The organism is Streptococcus mitis (assembly GCF_946190285.1).
In the GTDB taxonomy this organism is placed as follows: Bacteria; Bacillota; Bacilli; order Lactobacillales; family Streptococcaceae; genus Streptococcus; species Streptococcus mitis_CP.
In genome coordinates, this window is sequence record NZ_CAMHZX010000003.1 from 101,221 (window position 1) to 118,902 (window position 17,682).

Annotated in this window: 17 protein-coding genes; 16 read left to right on the plus strand and 1 reads right to left on the minus strand. The window is 40.5% G+C overall.

The features are described 5' to 3' along the window. Positions 1-9 precede the first annotated feature (9 nt). Both relB and N8L39_RS05770 read left to right on the plus strand, forming a co-directional pair. The gene (gene relB, locus N8L39_RS05765) at positions 10-297 is read left to right on the plus strand and encodes a type II toxin-antitoxin system RelB/ParD family antitoxin (protein ID WP_020903255.1); all 288 of its coding nucleotides are present in this window, start codon (positions 10-12) and stop codon (positions 295-297) included. Continuing rightward, positions 287-637 carry a type II toxin-antitoxin system RelE/ParE family toxin gene (locus N8L39_RS05770; protein WP_020903256.1) on the plus strand — a complete coding sequence of 117 codons (351 nt, stop codon included), beginning with the start codon at positions 287-289 and terminating at the stop codon, positions 635-637. The genes relB and N8L39_RS05770 overlap by 11 nt, the downstream gene beginning before the upstream one ends. 61 nt (positions 638-698) lie before the next feature. Here the strand turns inward: N8L39_RS05770 and N8L39_RS05775 are convergent, their stop codons facing one another. Further along, positions 699-1,550: a MurR/RpiR family transcriptional regulator gene (locus N8L39_RS05775; RefSeq protein ID WP_261010349.1), complete on the minus strand. Its 852-nt coding sequence runs from the start codon at positions 1,548-1,550 to the stop codon at positions 699-701. A gap of 189 nt (positions 1,551-1,739) precedes the next feature. On the opposite strand from N8L39_RS05775, the gene pbp2b reads away from it, so the two are divergent. The 14 genes from pbp2b to ileS all read left to right on the plus strand — a co-directional run bounded on the left by pbp2b (position 1,740) and on the right by ileS (position 17,533). Further along, a complete protein-coding gene (gene pbp2b / locus N8L39_RS05780) occupies positions 1,740-3,797 on the plus strand; it encodes a penicillin-binding protein PBP2B (RefSeq protein WP_261010348.1) in 2,058 nt (685 codons plus the stop codon). 10 nt (positions 3,798-3,807) lie between these two features. Beyond that, the gene (recR, locus tag N8L39_RS05785; RefSeq protein ID WP_000966754.1) at positions 3,808-4,404 is read left to right on the plus strand and encodes a recombination mediator RecR; all 597 of its coding nucleotides are present in this window, start codon (positions 3,808-3,810) and stop codon (positions 4,402-4,404) included. A gap of 174 nt (positions 4,405-4,578) precedes the next feature. Further along, positions 4,579-5,622, plus strand: coding sequence for a D-alanine--D-alanine ligase (locus N8L39_RS05790; RefSeq protein ID WP_261010347.1), 1,044 nt, complete (start codon positions 4,579-4,581; stop codon positions 5,620-5,622). An 83-nt stretch (positions 5,623-5,705) separates the two neighbouring features. Next, positions 5,706-7,079, plus strand: coding sequence for a UDP-N-acetylmuramoyl-tripeptide--D-alanyl-D-alanine ligase (locus N8L39_RS05795; protein WP_261010346.1), 1,374 nt, complete (start codon positions 5,706-5,708; stop codon positions 7,077-7,079). Beyond that, positions 7,066-7,677 carry an NUDIX hydrolase N-terminal domain-containing protein gene (locus tag N8L39_RS05800; protein ID WP_261010345.1) on the plus strand — a complete coding sequence of 204 codons (612 nt, stop codon included), beginning with the start codon at positions 7,066-7,068 and terminating at the stop codon, positions 7,675-7,677. The genes N8L39_RS05795 and N8L39_RS05800 overlap by 14 nt, the downstream gene beginning before the upstream one ends. A gap of 90 nt (positions 7,678-7,767) precedes the next feature. Beyond that, complete coding sequence (locus N8L39_RS05805) at positions 7,768-8,472, plus strand: YwaF family protein (protein WP_261010344.1); 705 nt, start codon at positions 7,768-7,770, stop codon at positions 8,470-8,472. A gap of 214 nt (positions 8,473-8,686) precedes the next feature. Next, entirely contained in the window at positions 8,687-10,066 is a 1,380-nt protein-coding gene (gene ftsA, locus N8L39_RS05810) for a cell division protein FtsA (protein WP_261010343.1), read from the plus strand. Positions 10,067-10,083: 17 nt separating this feature from the next. Next, the gene (ftsZ, locus tag N8L39_RS05815; RefSeq protein WP_023946158.1) at positions 10,084-11,340 is read left to right on the plus strand and encodes a cell division protein FtsZ; all 1,257 of its coding nucleotides are present in this window, start codon (positions 10,084-10,086) and stop codon (positions 11,338-11,340) included. A gap of 4 nt (positions 11,341-11,344) precedes the next feature. Next, a complete protein-coding gene (locus N8L39_RS05820) occupies positions 11,345-12,016 on the plus strand; it encodes a YggS family pyridoxal phosphate-dependent enzyme (protein WP_261010342.1) in 672 nt (223 codons plus the stop codon). 9 nt (positions 12,017-12,025) lie between these two features. Then, the gene (locus N8L39_RS05825; protein WP_000053357.1) at positions 12,026-12,559 is read left to right on the plus strand and encodes a cell division protein SepF; all 534 of its coding nucleotides are present in this window, start codon (positions 12,026-12,028) and stop codon (positions 12,557-12,559) included. Then, positions 12,559-12,822 (plus strand): YggT family protein, encoded by a 264-nt coding sequence (locus N8L39_RS05830; protein ID WP_000898129.1) that lies wholly within the window; start codon positions 12,559-12,561, stop codon positions 12,820-12,822. The genes N8L39_RS05825 and N8L39_RS05830 overlap by 1 nt, the downstream gene beginning before the upstream one ends. Further along, positions 12,819-13,604: a YlmH family RNA-binding protein gene (locus N8L39_RS05835; RefSeq protein WP_261010341.1), complete on the plus strand. Its 786-nt coding sequence runs from the start codon at positions 12,819-12,821 to the stop codon at positions 13,602-13,604. Before N8L39_RS05830 ends, N8L39_RS05835 begins: the two co-directional genes overlap by 4 nt. Before the next feature lie 8 nt (positions 13,605-13,612). Then, a complete protein-coding gene (locus N8L39_RS05840) occupies positions 13,613-14,488 on the plus strand; it encodes a DivIVA domain-containing protein (RefSeq protein ID WP_025172902.1) in 876 nt (291 codons plus the stop codon). 252 nt (positions 14,489-14,740) lie between these two features. Continuing rightward, positions 14,741-17,533, plus strand: a complete 2,793-nt coding sequence (gene ileS / locus N8L39_RS05845; protein ID WP_261010340.1) for an isoleucine--tRNA ligase — start codon at positions 14,741-14,743, stop codon at positions 17,531-17,533. The last annotated feature ends 149 nt before the right edge of the window (positions 17,534-17,682 follow it).

A 17,682-nucleotide genomic window follows, 5' to 3' on the forward strand; every position in this document is an offset into this window, starting at 1 on the left:
TTATATAAAATGGCTATAGCAAATTCAAGTAAAGTTGTGACCTTCCAAGCTAATAGAGAATTAGTAAATGATGCCATGGAAGTGTTAAAAGAAAAAAATCTCTCTCTTTCATCGGCACTTAGATTATTTTTAAAGAATGTTGCCGTAACAAATGAAGTAGATTTACTGAGTGAAGAGGAATTAGAGAAGGAGTATTTATTTAGACAATTACAAGCAGAAGTTCAAGAAAGTTATGCCAAGATTGAGGCTGGAAATTACTTGACAGATGAGGATGTCGTGACACGCTATGAATTATAAAAGATATAGGATTTTGTATTCTCCTAGAGTGATTGATAGTCTGGATAAAATATATCAGTATATAGCGGAGGAAATCGGTTCTGTAGAGGCTGCGAGACGAAAAGTAGCCAATATTAGAAAAGATATTAATCGGTTAGAAATTTTCCCCCAAGCTGGATTTGATGCCGATGAAAAATTTGGTAAGAAATTAGATCCTCACTACCAAACGCGAGGATTGACCTTGAGTAAGGATTACATCGTATTATATACAATTGTTGAGGATACTGTCAGACTTGCTTATTTACTCCCTTCAAAAAGTGATTATATGAAATTATTTAAGACTAAGTCAAGATACGACTAATTCATAATCTAGAAGAGTGATGTTTGGTGATGAATAAAAATCCTAGTTTGGCTCAGCCAAGCTAGGATTTTCTGATACGTTTTTGTCTACGATAGCCGTTGAGTTTTTTATTTTCCCAGTAGCTGTTAAAGATTTTTTCCTTGCTTTCACGATTGATTTCCAAAAAGTAGGCATAAATCAAATCGATAAAGAAGAGCATTGGAAGTTGAGCGGATATTCGTTGGATGTAGGATGACTGACTGTGGGTGGCTACAAGAACAGTCTCTGTATAGGCCTGGCTATCTTTATTGGGAACACTTGTAAAGAGTACAGTCTTTGCCCCCATCTCCTTGGCATCTAATAGGCTATCTAAAATAGAAGGAGTTGTGCCAGAAAGTGAGAAACCGAGTACGAGACAATTCTCATCCATAATGCTGGTCGTCCAAGCAAAACCGTCTTGATCGGTCAAGGCCTCGCAGACCACACCCAGACGCATGAAACGCAATTTCATTTCACGGGCGACAAGGCCAGAACTACCTGTTCCGAAGAAGTAGACACGCTCAGCATCTTCGATTAATTGGGCAATTTGTTCTAGTTGGACTTCGTCAATCAAGTCCTGTGTTTGTTCCCGCATATTACTATAGCTTCTGAGGACTCGTTTTGTCAGTGGACTATGTTTGTGAGAATGGGTGTCTTGTTTCTCTGCCTGGTGTTGGTATTGGAAAATAAATTCTCGATAGCCTGTAAAACCACACTTTTTAGCAAAGCGGGTCAGAGCGGCTTGAGAGATATGTAATTTTTGAGTGACTTGCTGGGATGATAAATCATCGGCAATAGTTTCAGCTTGCAAAAAATAGCGAGCGATTTCTTGCTCTAAATCTGTCATTTCTTCGAAGTGGGAATCAATGATGGTTGCTATATCTGGTTTGTCCATAGAAAGGCTCCTTTAAATGAGTCGTATTGGAAAAAGACTGGGTCATCGAACTTTTACATTTATTATATCATATAATATAGGGATAGATAAATAAAATCGTATTTTCCCGTAAAAAGGAAAAAGCTTTTTCCTTTTCCATAATTTTCTTCTCAAATTGTGGTACAATGAAGAGTAAGATTTTAAATAGAAATGAGACTGATTTGTATGAGAAAATTTGACAGCCATTCGATTCCGATTCGGCTTAATTTATTGTTTTCAATTGTCATTTTGCTCTTTATGGCCATCATTGGTCGCCTGCTTTATATGCAGGTTTTGAATAAGGATTTTTATGAGACAAAATTAGCATCTGCCAGTAAAACAAAGGTGACCACTAGTTCGGCTCGGGGCGAAATTTATGATGCCAGCGGCAAGCCTTTGGTTGAAAATACTGTGAAACAAGTTGTTTCCTTTACTCGAAACAACAAAATGACGGCTGCAGATTTGAAAGAAACAGCCAAGAAGTTGCTGGCTTATGTGGGAGTTTCTTCTCCAACATTGACTGACCGACAGTTGGCGGACTATTACCTAGCAGATCAAGATGTCTATAAGAAAGCAGTGGAAAGTTTACCACGTGAGAAGCGATTTGATTCTGATGGCAATCAATTATCTGAATCCGAGCTTTACAATAATACTGTTGAAAGTATCGATCCAAGTCAATTGACCTACTCGGATGACGAAAAGAAAGAAATTTACCTCTTTAGTCAACTCAATGCAGTTGGAAATTTTGCGACAGGGACCATTGCGACAGATTCTTTGACAGATACACAGATTGCCCTGATTGCTTCAGCTTCTAAGAATTTACCTGGTATCAGTATTTCAACTTCGTGGGATCGAAAGGTTCTAGAGACTTCTCTTTCGTCTATAGTAGGAAGTGTATCCAGTGAAAAAGCTGGTCTACCAGCTGAGGAAGCAGATGCTTATATTAAAAAGGGCTATTCTCTAAACGACCGTGTTGGAACCTCTTATCTAGAAAAACAATATGAAGAAACCTTGCAAGGGAAACGCTCAGTTAAGGAAATCCATCTAGATAAGTACGGTAACATGGAAAGTGTCGAAAATATCGAAGATGGTACCAAAGGGAATAATATTAAACTGACTATTGATTTGGCCTTCCAAGATAGCGTGGACAATCTGCTTAAGAGTTATTTCAATTCCGAACTGGGAAATGGAGGAGCCAAGTATTCAGAAGGTGTGTATGCAGTTGCCCTCAACCCAAAAACAGGTGCGGTTTTGTCTATGTCAGGACTCAAACATGACTTGAAAACGGGAGATTTAACACCTGATTCCTTGGGAACAGTAACCGATGTCTTTGTACCCGGTTCGGTCGTTAAGGCGGCGACCATCAGCTCTGGTTGGGAGAATGGAGTCTTATCAGGGAATCAGACCTTGACAGACCAACCGATTGTCTTCCAAGGTTCAGCTCCAATTAATTCTTGGTATACTCAGGCCTACGGTTCATTCCCGATTACAGCTGTGGAAGCCTTGGAGTATTCTTCTAATACCTACATGGTTCAAACGGCTTTGGGCATTATGGGTCAGACCTATCAACCCAATATGTTTGTTTTAACTAACAATTTAGAATCCGCTATGGGGAAACTTCGTTCGACATTTGCGGAATATGGTCTTGGAGCCTCAACAGGCATTGACCTTCCAGATGAGTCAACTGGTTTTATTCCAAAAGAGTATAATTTCGCTAATTACATTACCAATGCATTTGGTCAGTTTGATAACTACACCCCAATGCAATTAGCCCAGTACGTTGGAACTATTGCCAACAACGGTGTTAGGATTGCCCCCCACATTGTTGAGGGGATTTATGGAAATAATGAACAAGGTGGTTTAGGAGATTTAATTCAATCTATTGATACCAAGGAAATGAATAAAATTAATATTTCTGAGTCTGATGTTTCCATCCTCCAACAAGGCTTTTATCAAGTGTCACATGGTGGTAGTGCTTTGACAACCGGTCGTGCCTTTTCAAATGGCGCAAGCGTATCGATTAGTGGTAAAACAGGTACTGCCGAAAGTTATGTTGAGGGTGGTCAAGAAGCTAACAATACTAATGCTGTGGCCTATGCACCATCAGATAATCCTCAAATCGCTGTAGCTGTTGTCTTCCCTCATAACACCAACCTTACAAATGGTGTCGGACCTTCCATTGCGCGCGATATTATCAACCTCTATAACCAACACCATCCAATGAATTAGAAAGGAACATATGCTTTATCCAACACCTATTGCTAAGCTAATTGACAGTTATTCTAAGTTACCGGGTATCGGGATTAAGACGGCTACACGTCTGGCCTTTTATACGATTGGAATGTCTGATGACGATGTCAATGAATTTGCTAAAAATCTCCTTTCTGCTAAGAGAGAGCTGACCTACTGTTCCATCTGCGGTCGCCTGACTGATGACGATCCTTGCTCTATCTGTACCGATCCGACTCGTGACCAGACGACAATTTTGGTGTTAGAGGATAGTCGCGATGTGGCAGCCATGGAGAATATCCAAGAATACCATGGACTCTATCATGTTTTACATGGACTCATTTCTCCCATGAATGGTATCAGTCCAGATGATATCAATCTCAAGAGCCTTATGACTCGTCTGATGGATAGTGAAGTTTCAGAAGTGATTGTGGCGACCAATGCTACAGCAGATGGTGAAGCGACATCCATGTATCTTTCACGCTTGCTCAAGCCAGCTGGTATCAAGGTTACGCGTCTAGCACGAGGTCTAGCTGTGGGAGCGGACATTGAATATGCGGATGAAGTTACACTCTTACGAGCCATTGAAAATCGAACAGAGTTGTAAGTCTAGACAAATGAACACACTCAATTTATTTAGACAAAAATCACGGAGACCGACAGTTGTTTTATCGGTCTCTTTTTAGATTTATTGGAGACCAGTATCAGGTTCAAGTTTCAAAAAAGAAGCAAATATGATATACTAAAGAATGAGTATTCTATTAGAATTGGAACAAATAATATGAAACAAACGATTATTCTTTTATACGGTGGACGTAGTGCAGAGCGTGAAGTCTCTGTTCTTTCAGCTGAGAGTGTGATGCGTGCGGTCAACTACGACCGTTTCACAGTCGAGACTTTCTTCATCAGCCAGTCAGGTGACTTTATTAAAACGCAAGAATTTAGCCAGACTCCAGGTCAAGAGGACCGTCTCATGACCAATGAAACCATTGATTGGGATAAGAAAGTTGCACCAAGTGCCATCTACAAAGAAGGGGCAGTGGTCTTTCCAGTTCTTCATGGTCCGATGGGAGAAGATGGCTCTGTTCAAGGCTTCCTTGAAGTTTTGAAAATGCCTTATGTTGGTTGCAACATCTTGTCATCTAGTCTTGCCATGGATAAAATCACCACCAAACGTGTGTTAGAATCTGTCGGGATTGCCCAAGTTCCTTATGTGGCCATTGTCGAAGGTGATGATGTGACTGCTAAAATTTCCGAAGTTGAAGAAAAATTGACTTATCCAGTCTTCACAAAACCATCAAACATGGGTTCTAGTGTCGGTATTTCTAAGTCTGAAAATCAAGAAGAACTCCGTCAAGCCTTGAAACTTGCCTTCCAATATGACAGCCGTGTCTTGGTAGAGCAAGGGGTAAATGCTCGTGAAATCGAGGTTGGTCTCTTGGGCAACTACGATGTCAAGAGTACGCTACCAGGAGAAGTAGTCAAGGATGTTGCCTTTTATGACTACGATGCCAAGTATATTGATAACAAGATTACTATGGACATCCCAGCCAAAATCAGTGATGATGTGGTAGCTGTCATGCGTCAGAATGCAGAAACAGCCTTCCGTGCCATTGGTGGCCTCGGTCTATCTCGTTGTGATTTCTTCTATACAGATAAGGGAGAGATTTTCCTCAACGAGCTCAATACCATGCCAGGTTTCACCCAGTGGTCTATGTACCCACTACTTTGGGACAATATGGGAATCAGCTACCCAGACCTAATCGAGCGATTGGTTGACCTTGCCAAGGAAAGTTTTGACAAGCGCGAAGCGCATTTGCTATAAAATGAAAGAGAGGGTAGGAGCCAGAACCATCACTGCAAGGTGATCAGAGTTCTCGGACTTCGACCCTTTTTAAAGGAGTAGAAATGAAACTTACAATTCACGAAGTGGCTCAAGTTGTAGGAGCTAAAAATGATGTCAGTATATTTGAGGACACCCAGTTAGAGAAGGCTGAGTTTGACAGTCGTCTGATTGCGACAGGGGATTTATTTGTGCCCCTCAAAGGTGCGCGTGACGGTCATGACTTTATCGAAACAGCTTTTGAAAATGGCGCTGCTGCAACCCTGTCTGAGAAAGAGGTCGCAAATCATCCCTACATTCTAGTAGATGACGTTTTGGCTGCCTTTCAATCCCTAGCTGCCTACTATCTTGAAAAAACAGCAGTTGATGTTTTTGCTGTCACAGGTTCAAATGGTAAAACAACAACCAAAGACATGTTGGCGCACTTGCTATCAACAACCTACAAGACCTACAAAACTCAAGGTAACTACAATAATGAGATTGGTCTTCCTTACACGGTTCTTCATATGCCTGAAGAAACAGAAAAGTTGGTCTTGGAGATGGGACAGGATCACTTGGGAGATATTCATCTCTTGTCTGAATTGGCTCATCCAAAAACAGCCATTGTGACCTTGGTTGGAGAAGCACATTTGGCCTTTTTCAAAGACCGTTCAGAGATTGCTAAAGGAAAAATGCAAATTGCAGATGGTATGTCATCGGGTTCTTTGCTTTTGGCACCGGCTGACTCGATTGTAGAGGACTACTTGCCAGCTGACAAAAAGGTAGTTCGTTTTGGGCAAGGAGCAGAGTTGGAAATTACAGACTTGATTGAGCGCAAGGATAGTCTGACATTTAAGGCTAATTTCTTGGAACAAGCCCTTGATTTGCCAGTGACTGGTAAGTACAATGCCACTAATGCTATGATTGCATCCTATGTTGCCCTGCAAGAAGGAGTGTCAGAGGAGCAAATTCGTCAGGCTTTCCAAAATCTTGAATTGACGCGTAACCGTACCGAATGGAAGAAAGCAGTCAATGGAGCGGATATCTTGTCAGATGTTTACAATGCCAATCCAACTGCTATGAAGCTAATTTTGGAGACTTTCTCTGCCATTCCAGCCAATGAAGGGGGCAAGAAAATCGCTGTCTTAGCAGACATGAAGGAACTCGGTGACCAGTCTGTTCAGCTCCATAACCAGATGATTTTGAGCCTTTCACCAGATGTGCTGGATACCGTGATTTTCTACGGAGAAGACATTGCAGAATTGGCCCAACTTGCCAGTCAAATGTTCCCAATCGGCCACGTTTACTACTTCAAGAAAACAGATGACCAAGACCAATTTGAAGACCTAGTTAAGCAGGTCAAGGAAAGCTTAGGAGTCCACGACCAAATCCTGCTCAAAGGCTCTAACTCCATGAATCTAGCTAAGCTGGTAGAAAGTTTAGAACATGAAGACAAGTGATTTTGTCAAGTATTTGCAAAGAATGATTGCCTTTACAGATACTGGATTAACCTTTACAAAGGATCCTTTTGACCGTGAGCGCTACGAAGACTTGCGAGGTCTTTTATCTGAAATGTTGAATCAAGCATCAGACCTGGATGCAGAAGAAGTGGCAGAAGTCTTGAAACCGACCTCCGCTTATGCGACTCCTTTAATGGACGTCCGTGCTTGGATTGTTGAGGATGAGAAGATTTGTCTGGTTAGGGGACAAGGAGAGGATAGTTGGGCTTTGCCAGGTGGTTTTGGTGAGGTTGGCTATTCTCCAACCGAAAATATTCTCAAGGAAATTGAAGAAGAAACCGGTTTTAAAGCCAAAGTTGAAAGACTGCTAGCTGTTTTTGATACTAATCGTTTCCAACTACAGAGCAAACAGTATGCAAAGTTTGTTTTTGAATGTAAGCTTCTTGATGGACAATTCCAAGAAAATCAAGAAATCGCTGACCTTCAATTTTTTGCCATTGACCAACTGCCGAACTTATCTGAAAAACGCATTACCAAGGAGCAAATAGAGATTCTTTGGCAGGTTTATCAAGGTCAGAGGGAGCAATATCTTGACTAAGAAGATAATTATCGTATTTCTAAATTCATTTTTCTTAAATAGCATGGTATAATAAAATGCAGGAAAATTTTGAATCATGAGGAAGACTAGATGAATTTATGGGATATTTTTTTTACGACCCAAGCAACAGAACCACCCAAATTTGACCTTTTTTGGTATGTCAGTATATTTACACTCTTGGCCTTGACCTTTTATACAGCCTATCGTTATCGTGAAAAGAAGGCTTATCAACGATTTTTCCAAATCTTGCAGGCAGTTCAGTTAATCCTTCTTTATGGATGGTACGGGGTTAATCATATGCCATTGTCAGAAAGCTTACCCTTTTACCATTGCCGTATGGCTATGTTTGTGGTGCTTTTGCTTCCTGGTCAATCCAAATATCGGCAGTATTTTGCATTACTAGGAACATTTGGGACATTAGCAGCCTTTGTTTATCCCGTGCCAGATCCTTACCCATTCCCGCATATTGCGATTTTATCCTTTATCTTTGGACACTTAGCACTCTTAGGAAATTCACTGGTTTATCTCTTGAAACAGTACGACGCAAAAATGCTTGATGTGAAAAGAATTTTTCTTATGACCTTTGGACTAAATGCCTTGATTTTTGTGGTCAATTTGGTAACAGGTGGAGATTACGGATTCTTGACCAAACCACCATTGGTTGGAGATCACGGCTTAGTGGCTAATTATTTGATCGTTTCTGTAGCCTTATCAGCAGCCATTACTTTGACCAAGAAAATCTTGGAACTATTTTTAGAACAAGAAGCAGAAAAAATGATTGCAAAGAAAGCTTAAATTCAAGCTTTCTTTTTTTCATAAATCTGATTTTTTATAACTTGTTTGGAAGAGAAAAAGAGCTGATGAGAGAATATGAAAAAATGGTAAGTAAATTTAGGAAAAACTAAGCACGATTGGATTTTTTGTGTTATAATATTCTGTGAATAGCTATGCCCTATTTTAGCTATATTGAATAGAAGTTTGAAACTTGGAAGAGAGAGGATGCGATGTAATGACTAGAGATGGTTTTTTTACAGGCTTAGATATCGGAACTAATTCGATTAAGGTATTGGTTGCCGAGCTTAGAAATGGTGAACTAAATGTAATTGGTGTAAGTAATGCCAAGAGTAAAGGTGTAAAGGATGGGATTATCGTTGATATTGAAGCAGCAGCAACTGCTATCAAGTCAGCTATTTCCCAAGCAGAAGAGAAGGCTGGCATTTCAATCAAATCAGTGAATGTTGGTTTGCCTGGAAATCTTTTGCAAGTAGAACCAACTCAAGGAATGATTCCAGTTACATCTGATACAAAAGAAATTACAGATCAAGATGTCGAGAATGTTGTCAAATCAGCCTTGACGAAGAGTATGACACCAGATCGTGAAGTCATTACTTTTATTCCAGAAGAATTTATCGTAGATGGTTTCCAAGGTATTCGTGATCCACGTGGCATGATGGGTGTTCGTCTTGAAATGCGTGGTTTGCTTTACACAGGTCCACGTACTATTCTTCACAATTTACGCAAGACAGTTGAGCGCTCAGGTGTTCAAGTTGAAAATATTATTATTTCGCCATTGGCTTTGGTTCGTTCAGTCTTGAACGAAGGTGAGCGTGAATTTGGAGCTACTGTGATTGATATGGGAGCAGGGCAAACAACTGTTGCTACAATCCGTAACCAAGAACTCCAGTTTACAAATATTCTTCAAGAAGGTGGAGATTATGTCACAAAAGATATCTCTAAAGTCTTGAAGACTTCACAAAAACTAGCTGAAGGATTGAAATTGAACTATGGTGAAGCCTATCCTTCACTTGCAAGTAATGAAACCTTCCAAGTTGAAGTGATTGGTGAAGTAGAGCCTGTAGAAGTTACAGAAAGCTATCTAGCAGAGATTATTTCAGCTCGCATTAAACACATTTTTGAACAAATTAAACAAGAGTTGGAGAGAAGACATTTGTTGGATCTTCCAGGTGGAATTGTTCTGATTGGTGGAAATGCTATTTTGCCAGGTATCGTAGAACTTGCACAGGAAGTCTTTGGCGTTGGTGTCAAACTTTACGTTCCAAATCAAGTTGGAATTCGTAACCCTGCCTTTGCTCATGTGATCAGCTTGTCTGAATTTGCTGGTCAATTGACTGAAGTACATTTATTAGCGCAACGAGCAGTCAAGGGTGAAGATACCTTGCGTCATCAACCAATTAATTTCGGCGGGATGATTCAACGTGTTACGCAGGTAGCACAACCTACCCCAATTCAACCAGTTCAAAATACTGAGGTAGAGACATCAGCTTCTACGAACGTAGTTGCTCCGAAAGAAGATAAAGTATCTTCTCAAAATAAACCAAAAATCGCAGATCGTTTCCGTGGCTTAATCGGAAGCATGTTTGATGAATAAAAGAGGAAAAATAAACTATGACATTTTCATTTGATACAGCAGCAGCTCAAGGTGCAGTTATTAAAGTAATCGGTGTTGGTGGAGGTGGTGGTAACGCCATTAACCGCATGGTTGACGAAGGTGTTGCAGGCGTAGAATTTATCGCAGCAAACACAGATGTACAAGCTTTGAGTAGTACAAAAGCTGAGACTGTAATTCAGTTAGGCCCTAAATTGACTCGTGGTTTGGGTGCTGGCGGTCGACCTGAAGTTGGTCAAAAGGCAGCTGAAGAAAGCGAAGAAGCTTTGACTCAAGCTATTACTGGAGCAGATATGGTCTTCATTACTGCAGGTATGGGAGGTGGTTCTGGTACTGGTGCAGCTCCTGTTATTGCCCGCATTGCTAAAGATTTAGGTGCTCTTACAGTTGGTGTTGTGACACGTCCTTTCGGTTTCGAAGGAAGCAAACGTGGTCAGTACGCTGTAGAAGGAATCAATCAACTTCGTGAGCATGTAGATACTCTATTGATTATTTCAAACAACAACTTGCTTGAAATTGTTGATAAGAAAACTCCACTTCTTGAAGCTCTTAGCGAAGCAGATAACGTACTTCGCCAAGGTGTTCAAGGGATTACGGATTTGATCACAAATCCTGGTTTGATTAACCTTGACTTTGCCGATGTGAAAACAGTTATGGCAAATAAAGGGAACGCCCTAATGGGTATCGGTATCGGTAGTGGTGAAGAACGTGTGGTAGAAGCAGCTCGTAAGGCAATTTACTCACCACTTCTTGAAACAACTATTGACGGTGCCGAGGATGTCATTGTCAACGTTACTGGTGGACTTGACTTGACTTTGATTGAAGCAGAAGAAGCTTCAGAAATCGTCAACCAAGCGGCTGGTCAAGGAGTGAACATCTGGCTCGGAACATCTATCGATGAAAACATGAAAGATGAAATTCGTGTTACAGTCGTTGCAACTGGTGTTCGTCAAGATCGTGTTGAAAAAGTTGTGGGCCATGCACCAAGACAAGCTGTTCGTCATGAACAAGCAAGCCCTAGTCATGCACACAATCATAATCGTCAGTTTGATATGGCTGAAACTGCAGAAATTCCAAGTCCAGCACCTCGTCGCACAGAAACTTCTCAAACTTCAGCATTTGGTGATTGGGACTTGCGTCGTGAGACAATTGTTCGTCCGACTGATTCAGTTGTATCACCAGTTGAACGTTTTGAAGCACCATCTTTACACGATGAGGATGAATTAGACACTCCTCCATTTTTCAAAAATCGTTAAGTAAATGAATTTGAAAGAAAATACAGAACGTGTTTTTCAACAAATAAAAGATGCAAGTCAGCAGTCAGGAAGAGAAGCCAATTCTGTTTCGGTTGTTGCTGTTACAAAATATGTAGACGTACCGACAGCGGAGGCTTTGCTTCCGCTAGGTGTGCATCATATTGGTGAAAATCGTGTGGATAAATTTCTTGAGAAATATGAAGCTTTAAAAGATAGAAATATTACCTGGCATTTGATTGGAACCTTGCAAAGACGCAAGGTCAAAGATGTCATTCAGTATGTTGATTATTTCCACGCTTTGGATTCATTAAAGCTAGCAGAAGAAATTCAAAAAAGAAGTAACCGAGTTGTTAAGTGTTTCTTACAAGTAAATATCTCAAGGGAAGAGAGCAAACATGGTTTTTCAAAGGAAGAACTACTGGAGCTCTTGCCAGAATTGGCCACCTTAGATAAAATTGAATATGTAGGCTTGATGACCATGGCTCCTTTTGAAGCTAGTAGTGATGAGTTGAAAGAAATTTTTAAAGCTACGCAGGATTTGCAACTAGAAATTAGAGAAAAACAAATTCCCAATATGCCAATGACAGACTTGAGTATGGGTATGAGTCGTGACTACAAGGAAGCGATTGAATTTGGCTCAACATTTGTCAGAATTGGTACAGCATTTTTTAAATAGGAAAGAAATATGTCTTTAAAAGATAGATTTGATAAATTTATAGATTATTTTACAGAAGATGGAGAAGATGTTGGTACTACTTATCAGCCTAAAGCTGAAGAGCCGATTGTGACTCCAGTCCCTTCTGTTCAAGAGTTGCCTCAACAAGCTGGTAGCACGCCATCTAAAGATAAAAACATCACCCGTCTTCATGCCCGTCAACAAGAGTTGGCTATGCAAAGTCAACGTTCTACTGATAAGGTGACAATTGATGTTCGTTATCCACGTAAATACGAAGATGCCACAGATATTGTTGATTTATTAGCTGGTAATGAGAGTATTTTGATTGATTTTCAATATATGACAGAAGTTCAAGCACGTCGTTGTTTGGATTATCTGGACGGGGCACGTCACGTTTTAGCTGGTAACATGAAAAAGGTAGCATCTACTATGTACCTGCTGACACCAGTTGATGTTGTCGTCAATATTGAAGACATCAAAATTCCAGATGAATCACAAAATGGTGAATTTGGCTTTGATATGAAACGTACGAGAGTGAGATAATGCTCTTTCTCATCCGTTTTATTCAGAATGCAGTGGATATCTATTCACTGATTTTAATCATTTTTGCTCTGATGTCTTGGTTTCCCAATGCTTATGAATCACGTCTGGGACGATTGATTATTAGTTTAGTGAAACCGATAATTGCTCCCTTGCAACGTTTACCCCTTCAGATTGCAGGTCTTGACTTGTCTGTTTGGATTGCGGTATTACTAGTTCACTTTCTAGGGGAACAATTGATTCGACTTTTAGTGATCTTTCTATGAACAAGATGATTTATCAACACTTTTCTAAGAATGATTCGTCTTTTATTGATAAGGGAGTAGAATGGATAAAAAAGGTAGAAGATTCTTATTCTCCTTTTTTAACACCCTTTGTAAATCCCCATCAGGAAAAGATTTTAAAAGTTCTAGCATCAACCAACGGCCTCTCCTATATGAGCAGTCGGCAGTTTCTTGAAACTGAGTATGTGCGGGTTCTCCTATATCCTGATTATTTTGAACCCGAGTTTTCTGATTTTGAACTATCCTTGCAAGAAATAGTCTATCCTAATAAGTTTGAACGCTTAACGCATGCAAAAATATTAGGGACTGTTTTAAATCAGCTGGGAATTGATAGAAAGCTATTTGGTGATATCTTAGTCAATGAAGAGAGAGCACAGATTATCATTAATCGACAGTTTAGTCTCCTTTTCCAAGACGGTATTACGAAAATTGCTCGTCTACCAGTTCGTCTAGAAGAACGGGATTTTACTGAGAAGATTGATACAGTGGAGGACTATCAAGAATTAGATATTTGTATCGCTAGTTCTAGGTTAGATGTTTTTCTAGCTGGGGTCTTCAAGCTGTCTAGAAATCAGGCAAATCAGTTAATTGAAAAGCAGGCAGTTCAAGTCAATTACCATTTAGTTGAAAAATCAGATTATGCAGTTCAAATTGGTGATTTGATTAGTGTAAGGAAATTTGGTCGATTGAAACTCGTTAGGGATAATGGGCAAACAAAAAAAGATAAAAAGAAATTAACGGTCCAATTGTTATTAAGTAAGTGAGGAAAATTATGCCAATTACATCGTTAGAAATCAAAGATAAAACCTTTAGCACACGCTTTAGAGGGTTTGATCAAGAAGAAGTAGATGAATTTTTAGATATTGTAGTCCGTGATTATGAAGATTTGGTTCGCTCTAATCATGATAAGGATTTACATATTAAGAGTTTGGAAGAACGTTTGTCTTACTTTGATGAGATGAAAGATTCATTGAGCCAGTCTGTATTGATTGCACAAGATACAGCTGAACGAGTAAAACAAGCTGCAACTGAACGTTCAAACAATATCATTCACCAAGCAGAGCAGGATGCACAACGTTTGTTGGAAGAAGCTAAGTACAAGGCAAATGAAATTCTTCGTCAAGCAACTGATAATGCTAAGAAAGTTGCTGTTGAAACAGAAGAATTGAAGAACAAGAGCCGTGTCTTCCACCAACGTCTCAAATCAACAATTGAGAGCCAGTTAGCAATTGTTGAATCTTCAGATTGGGAAGACATTCTTCGTCCAACAGCTACTTATCTTCAGACAAGTGATGAGGCCTTCAAAGAAGTGGTCAGCGAAGTCTTAGGTGACTCTGTCTTGCAACAACATCCAGAGGAAGAACCAATTGATATTACTCGCCAGTTTTCTCCCGAGGAAATGGCAGAGTTGCAAGCGCGTATCGAAGCGGCTAATAAGGAACTTGCAGAAGCCGAAGCAAGAGCTGAGCAGGAACAAGTGGTTTCACCAGCTCCGGTTGTTGAAGAAAGTCCAGCTCATCCAGTTGGTCCAATGTATGAAGAGCCAGAAGTAGCTCCAAGCCATTATTCAGGACCAACACCAGCTACTGAAGCTGTAAACTCAGAACCAGGTTTTGCGGCACCGCAAGAATCTGTTACAATTTTATAAGAAATATTCTGAGAACAATATCTTATCCTTATATTTCCAGCGAGCAGGAGATGGTGTGAGTCCTGTAATCCCTAATGCTAAGATTATCCTCTCAAAAACTCAAGTCTGAAGCTAGTAAGATTTGACGTTCCCCACGTTACGGGATAAGAGGGAGAAAGACTAAATCTTTTTCCGAATAAAGGTGGTACCACGATTTTCGTCCTTTTTGGCAGTCGTGGTTTTTAATTTGTTATTATTTATAAAGGAGATACCATGAAACTCAAAGATACCCTTAACCTTGGGAAAACAGCTTTCCCAATGCGTGCAGGACTTCCTACCAAAGAGCCAGTTTGGCAAAAGGAATGGGAAGATGCAAAGCTTTATCAACGTCGTCAAGAATTGAACCAAGGAAAACCTCATTTCACCTTGCATGATGGCCCTCCATACGCGAACGGAAATATTCACGTTGGACACGCTATGAACAAAATTTCAAAAGATATCATTGTTCGTTCAAAATCAATGTCAGGTTTTTACGCACCATTTATCCCAGGTTGGGACACTCATGGTCTGCCAATCGAGCAAGTTTTGGCAAAACAAGGTATCAAACGTAAAGAAATGGACTTGGTTGAGTACTTGAAACTTTGCCGTGAATACGCTCTTTCTCAAGTAGATAAACAACGCGAAGACTTCAAACGTTTGGGTGTTTCTGGTGACTGGGAAAATCCATATGTGACTTTGACTCCTGACTATGAAGCAGCTCAAATCCGTGTATTTGGTGAGATGGCTAATAAAGGTTATATCTACCGTGGTGCAAAACCAGTTTACTGGTCTTGGTCATCTGAGTCAGCCCTTGCTGAAGCGGAGATTGAATACCATGATTTGGTTTCAACTTCCCTTTACTATGCCAACAAGGTAAAAGATGGCAAAGGTGTTCTAGATACAGATACTTATATCGTAGTCTGGACAACAACTCCATTTACCATCACAGCTTCTCGTGGTCTGACTGTTGGTGCAGATATTGATTATGTTTTGGTTCAACCTACTGGCGAAGCTCGTAAGTTTGTGGTTGCTGCAGAATTATTGACTAGCTTGTCTGAGAAATTTGGCTGGGTTGATGTTCAAGTTTTAGCAACTTACCGTGGTCAAGAATTGAACCACATTGTAACAGAACACCCATGGGATACAGCCGTAGATGAGTTGGTGATCCTTGGTGACCACGTTACGACTGACTCTGGTACAGGTATCGTCCATACAGCCCCTGGTTTTGGTGAGGACGACTACAATGTTGGTATTGCTAATGGTCTTGAAGTCGCAGTGACTGTTGACGAACGTGGTATCATGATGGGGAATGCTGGTCCTGAGTTTGAAGGTCAATTCTATGAAAAGGTAGTTCCAACTGTTATTGAAAAACTTGGTAACCTCCTTCTTGCCCAAGAAGAAATCTCTCACTCATATCCATTTGACTGGCGTACTAAGAAACCAATCATCTGGCGTGCAGTTCCACAATGGTTTGCCTCAGTTTCTAAATTCCGCCAAGAAATCTTGGACGAAATTGAAAAGGTGAAATTCCACTCAGAATGGGGTAAAGTCCGTCTTTACAATATGATTCGTGACCGTGGCGACTGGGTTATCTCTCGTCAACGTGCTTGGGGTGTTCCGCTTCCAATTTTCTACGCTGAAGATGGTACAGCGATCATGACTGCTGAAACGATTGAACATGTGGCTCAACTCTTTGAGGAACATGGTTCAAGCATTTGGTGGGAACGTGATGCAAAAGACCTTTTACCAGAAGGATTTACTCATTCAGGTTCACCAAACGGCGAGTTCAAAAAAGAAACTGATATCATGGACGTTTGGTTTGACTCAGGTTCATCATGGAATGGAGTGGTAGTAAACCGTCCTGAGTTGACTTACCCAGCAGACCTTTACCTAGAAGGTTCTGACCAGTACCGTGGTTGGTTCAACTCTTCACTCATCACATCTGTTGCCAACCATGGTGTAGCACCTTACAAACAAATTCTGTCACAAGGATTTGCCCTTGACGGTAAAGGTGAGAAGATGTCTAAATCTCTTGGAAATACCATTGCTCCAAGCGATGTTGAAAAACAATTTGGTGCTGAAATCTTGCGTCTCTGGGTAACAAGTGTGGATTCAAGCAATGATGTGCGTATCTCTATGGATATCTTGAGCCAAGTCTCTGAAACTTACCGTAAGATTCGTAACACCCTTCGTTTCTTGATTGCCAATACATCTGACTTTAACCCAGCTCAAGATGCAGTCGCTTACGATGAGCTTCGCTCAGTTGATAAGTACATGACTATTCGCTTTAACCAGCTTGTGAAAACGATTCGTGATGCTTATGCAAACTTCGAATTCTTGACAATCTACAAGGCGCTTGTTAACTTTATCAACGTTGACTTGTCAGCCTTCTACCTTGACTTTGCCAAAGATGTTGTTTACATTGAAGGGGCTAAGTCACTGGAACGCCGTCAAATGCAGACTGTCTTCTATGACATTCTTGTCAAAATCACCAAACTCTTGACACCAATCCTTCCTCACACAGCAGAGGAAATCTGGTCATATCTTGAGTTTGAAGCCGAAGACTTTGTTCAGTTGTCAGAATTACCAGAAGCGGAAACCTTTGCTAACCAAGAGGAAATCTTGGACACATGGGCAGCCTTCATGGACTTCCGTGGACAAGCTCAAAAAGCCTTGGAAGAAGCTCGTAATGCTAAAGTAATCGGTAAATCCCTTGAAGCTCATTTGACAGTTTATCCAAACGAAGTCGTGAAAACTCTACTCGAAGCAGTAAACAGCAATGTAGCTCAACTCTTGATCGTCTCAGAATTGACCATCGCAGAAGGACCAGCTCCAGAAGGTGCAGTAGCCTTTGAAGATGTAGCTTTCACTGTAGAACGTGCAACTGGTGAAGTGTGTGACCGTTGCCGTCGTATCGACCCGACAACAGCAGAACGTCATTACCACGCAACCATCTGTGACCACTGCGCAAGCATCGTAGAAGAAAACTTTGCGGACGCAGTTGCTGAAGGATTTGAAGAGAAATAAGGTTGAGAAGTCTAGGGAAAACTCCATTTGAGAAGAAAAGACAACTAATTTTATAGTCTATTAAACGCATTGTATCACGTTTTTGAACACCTGATACGATGCGTTTTTATCATGTTTGTACCTTTTTGTCCTGCTCTTGTTTCAATCAA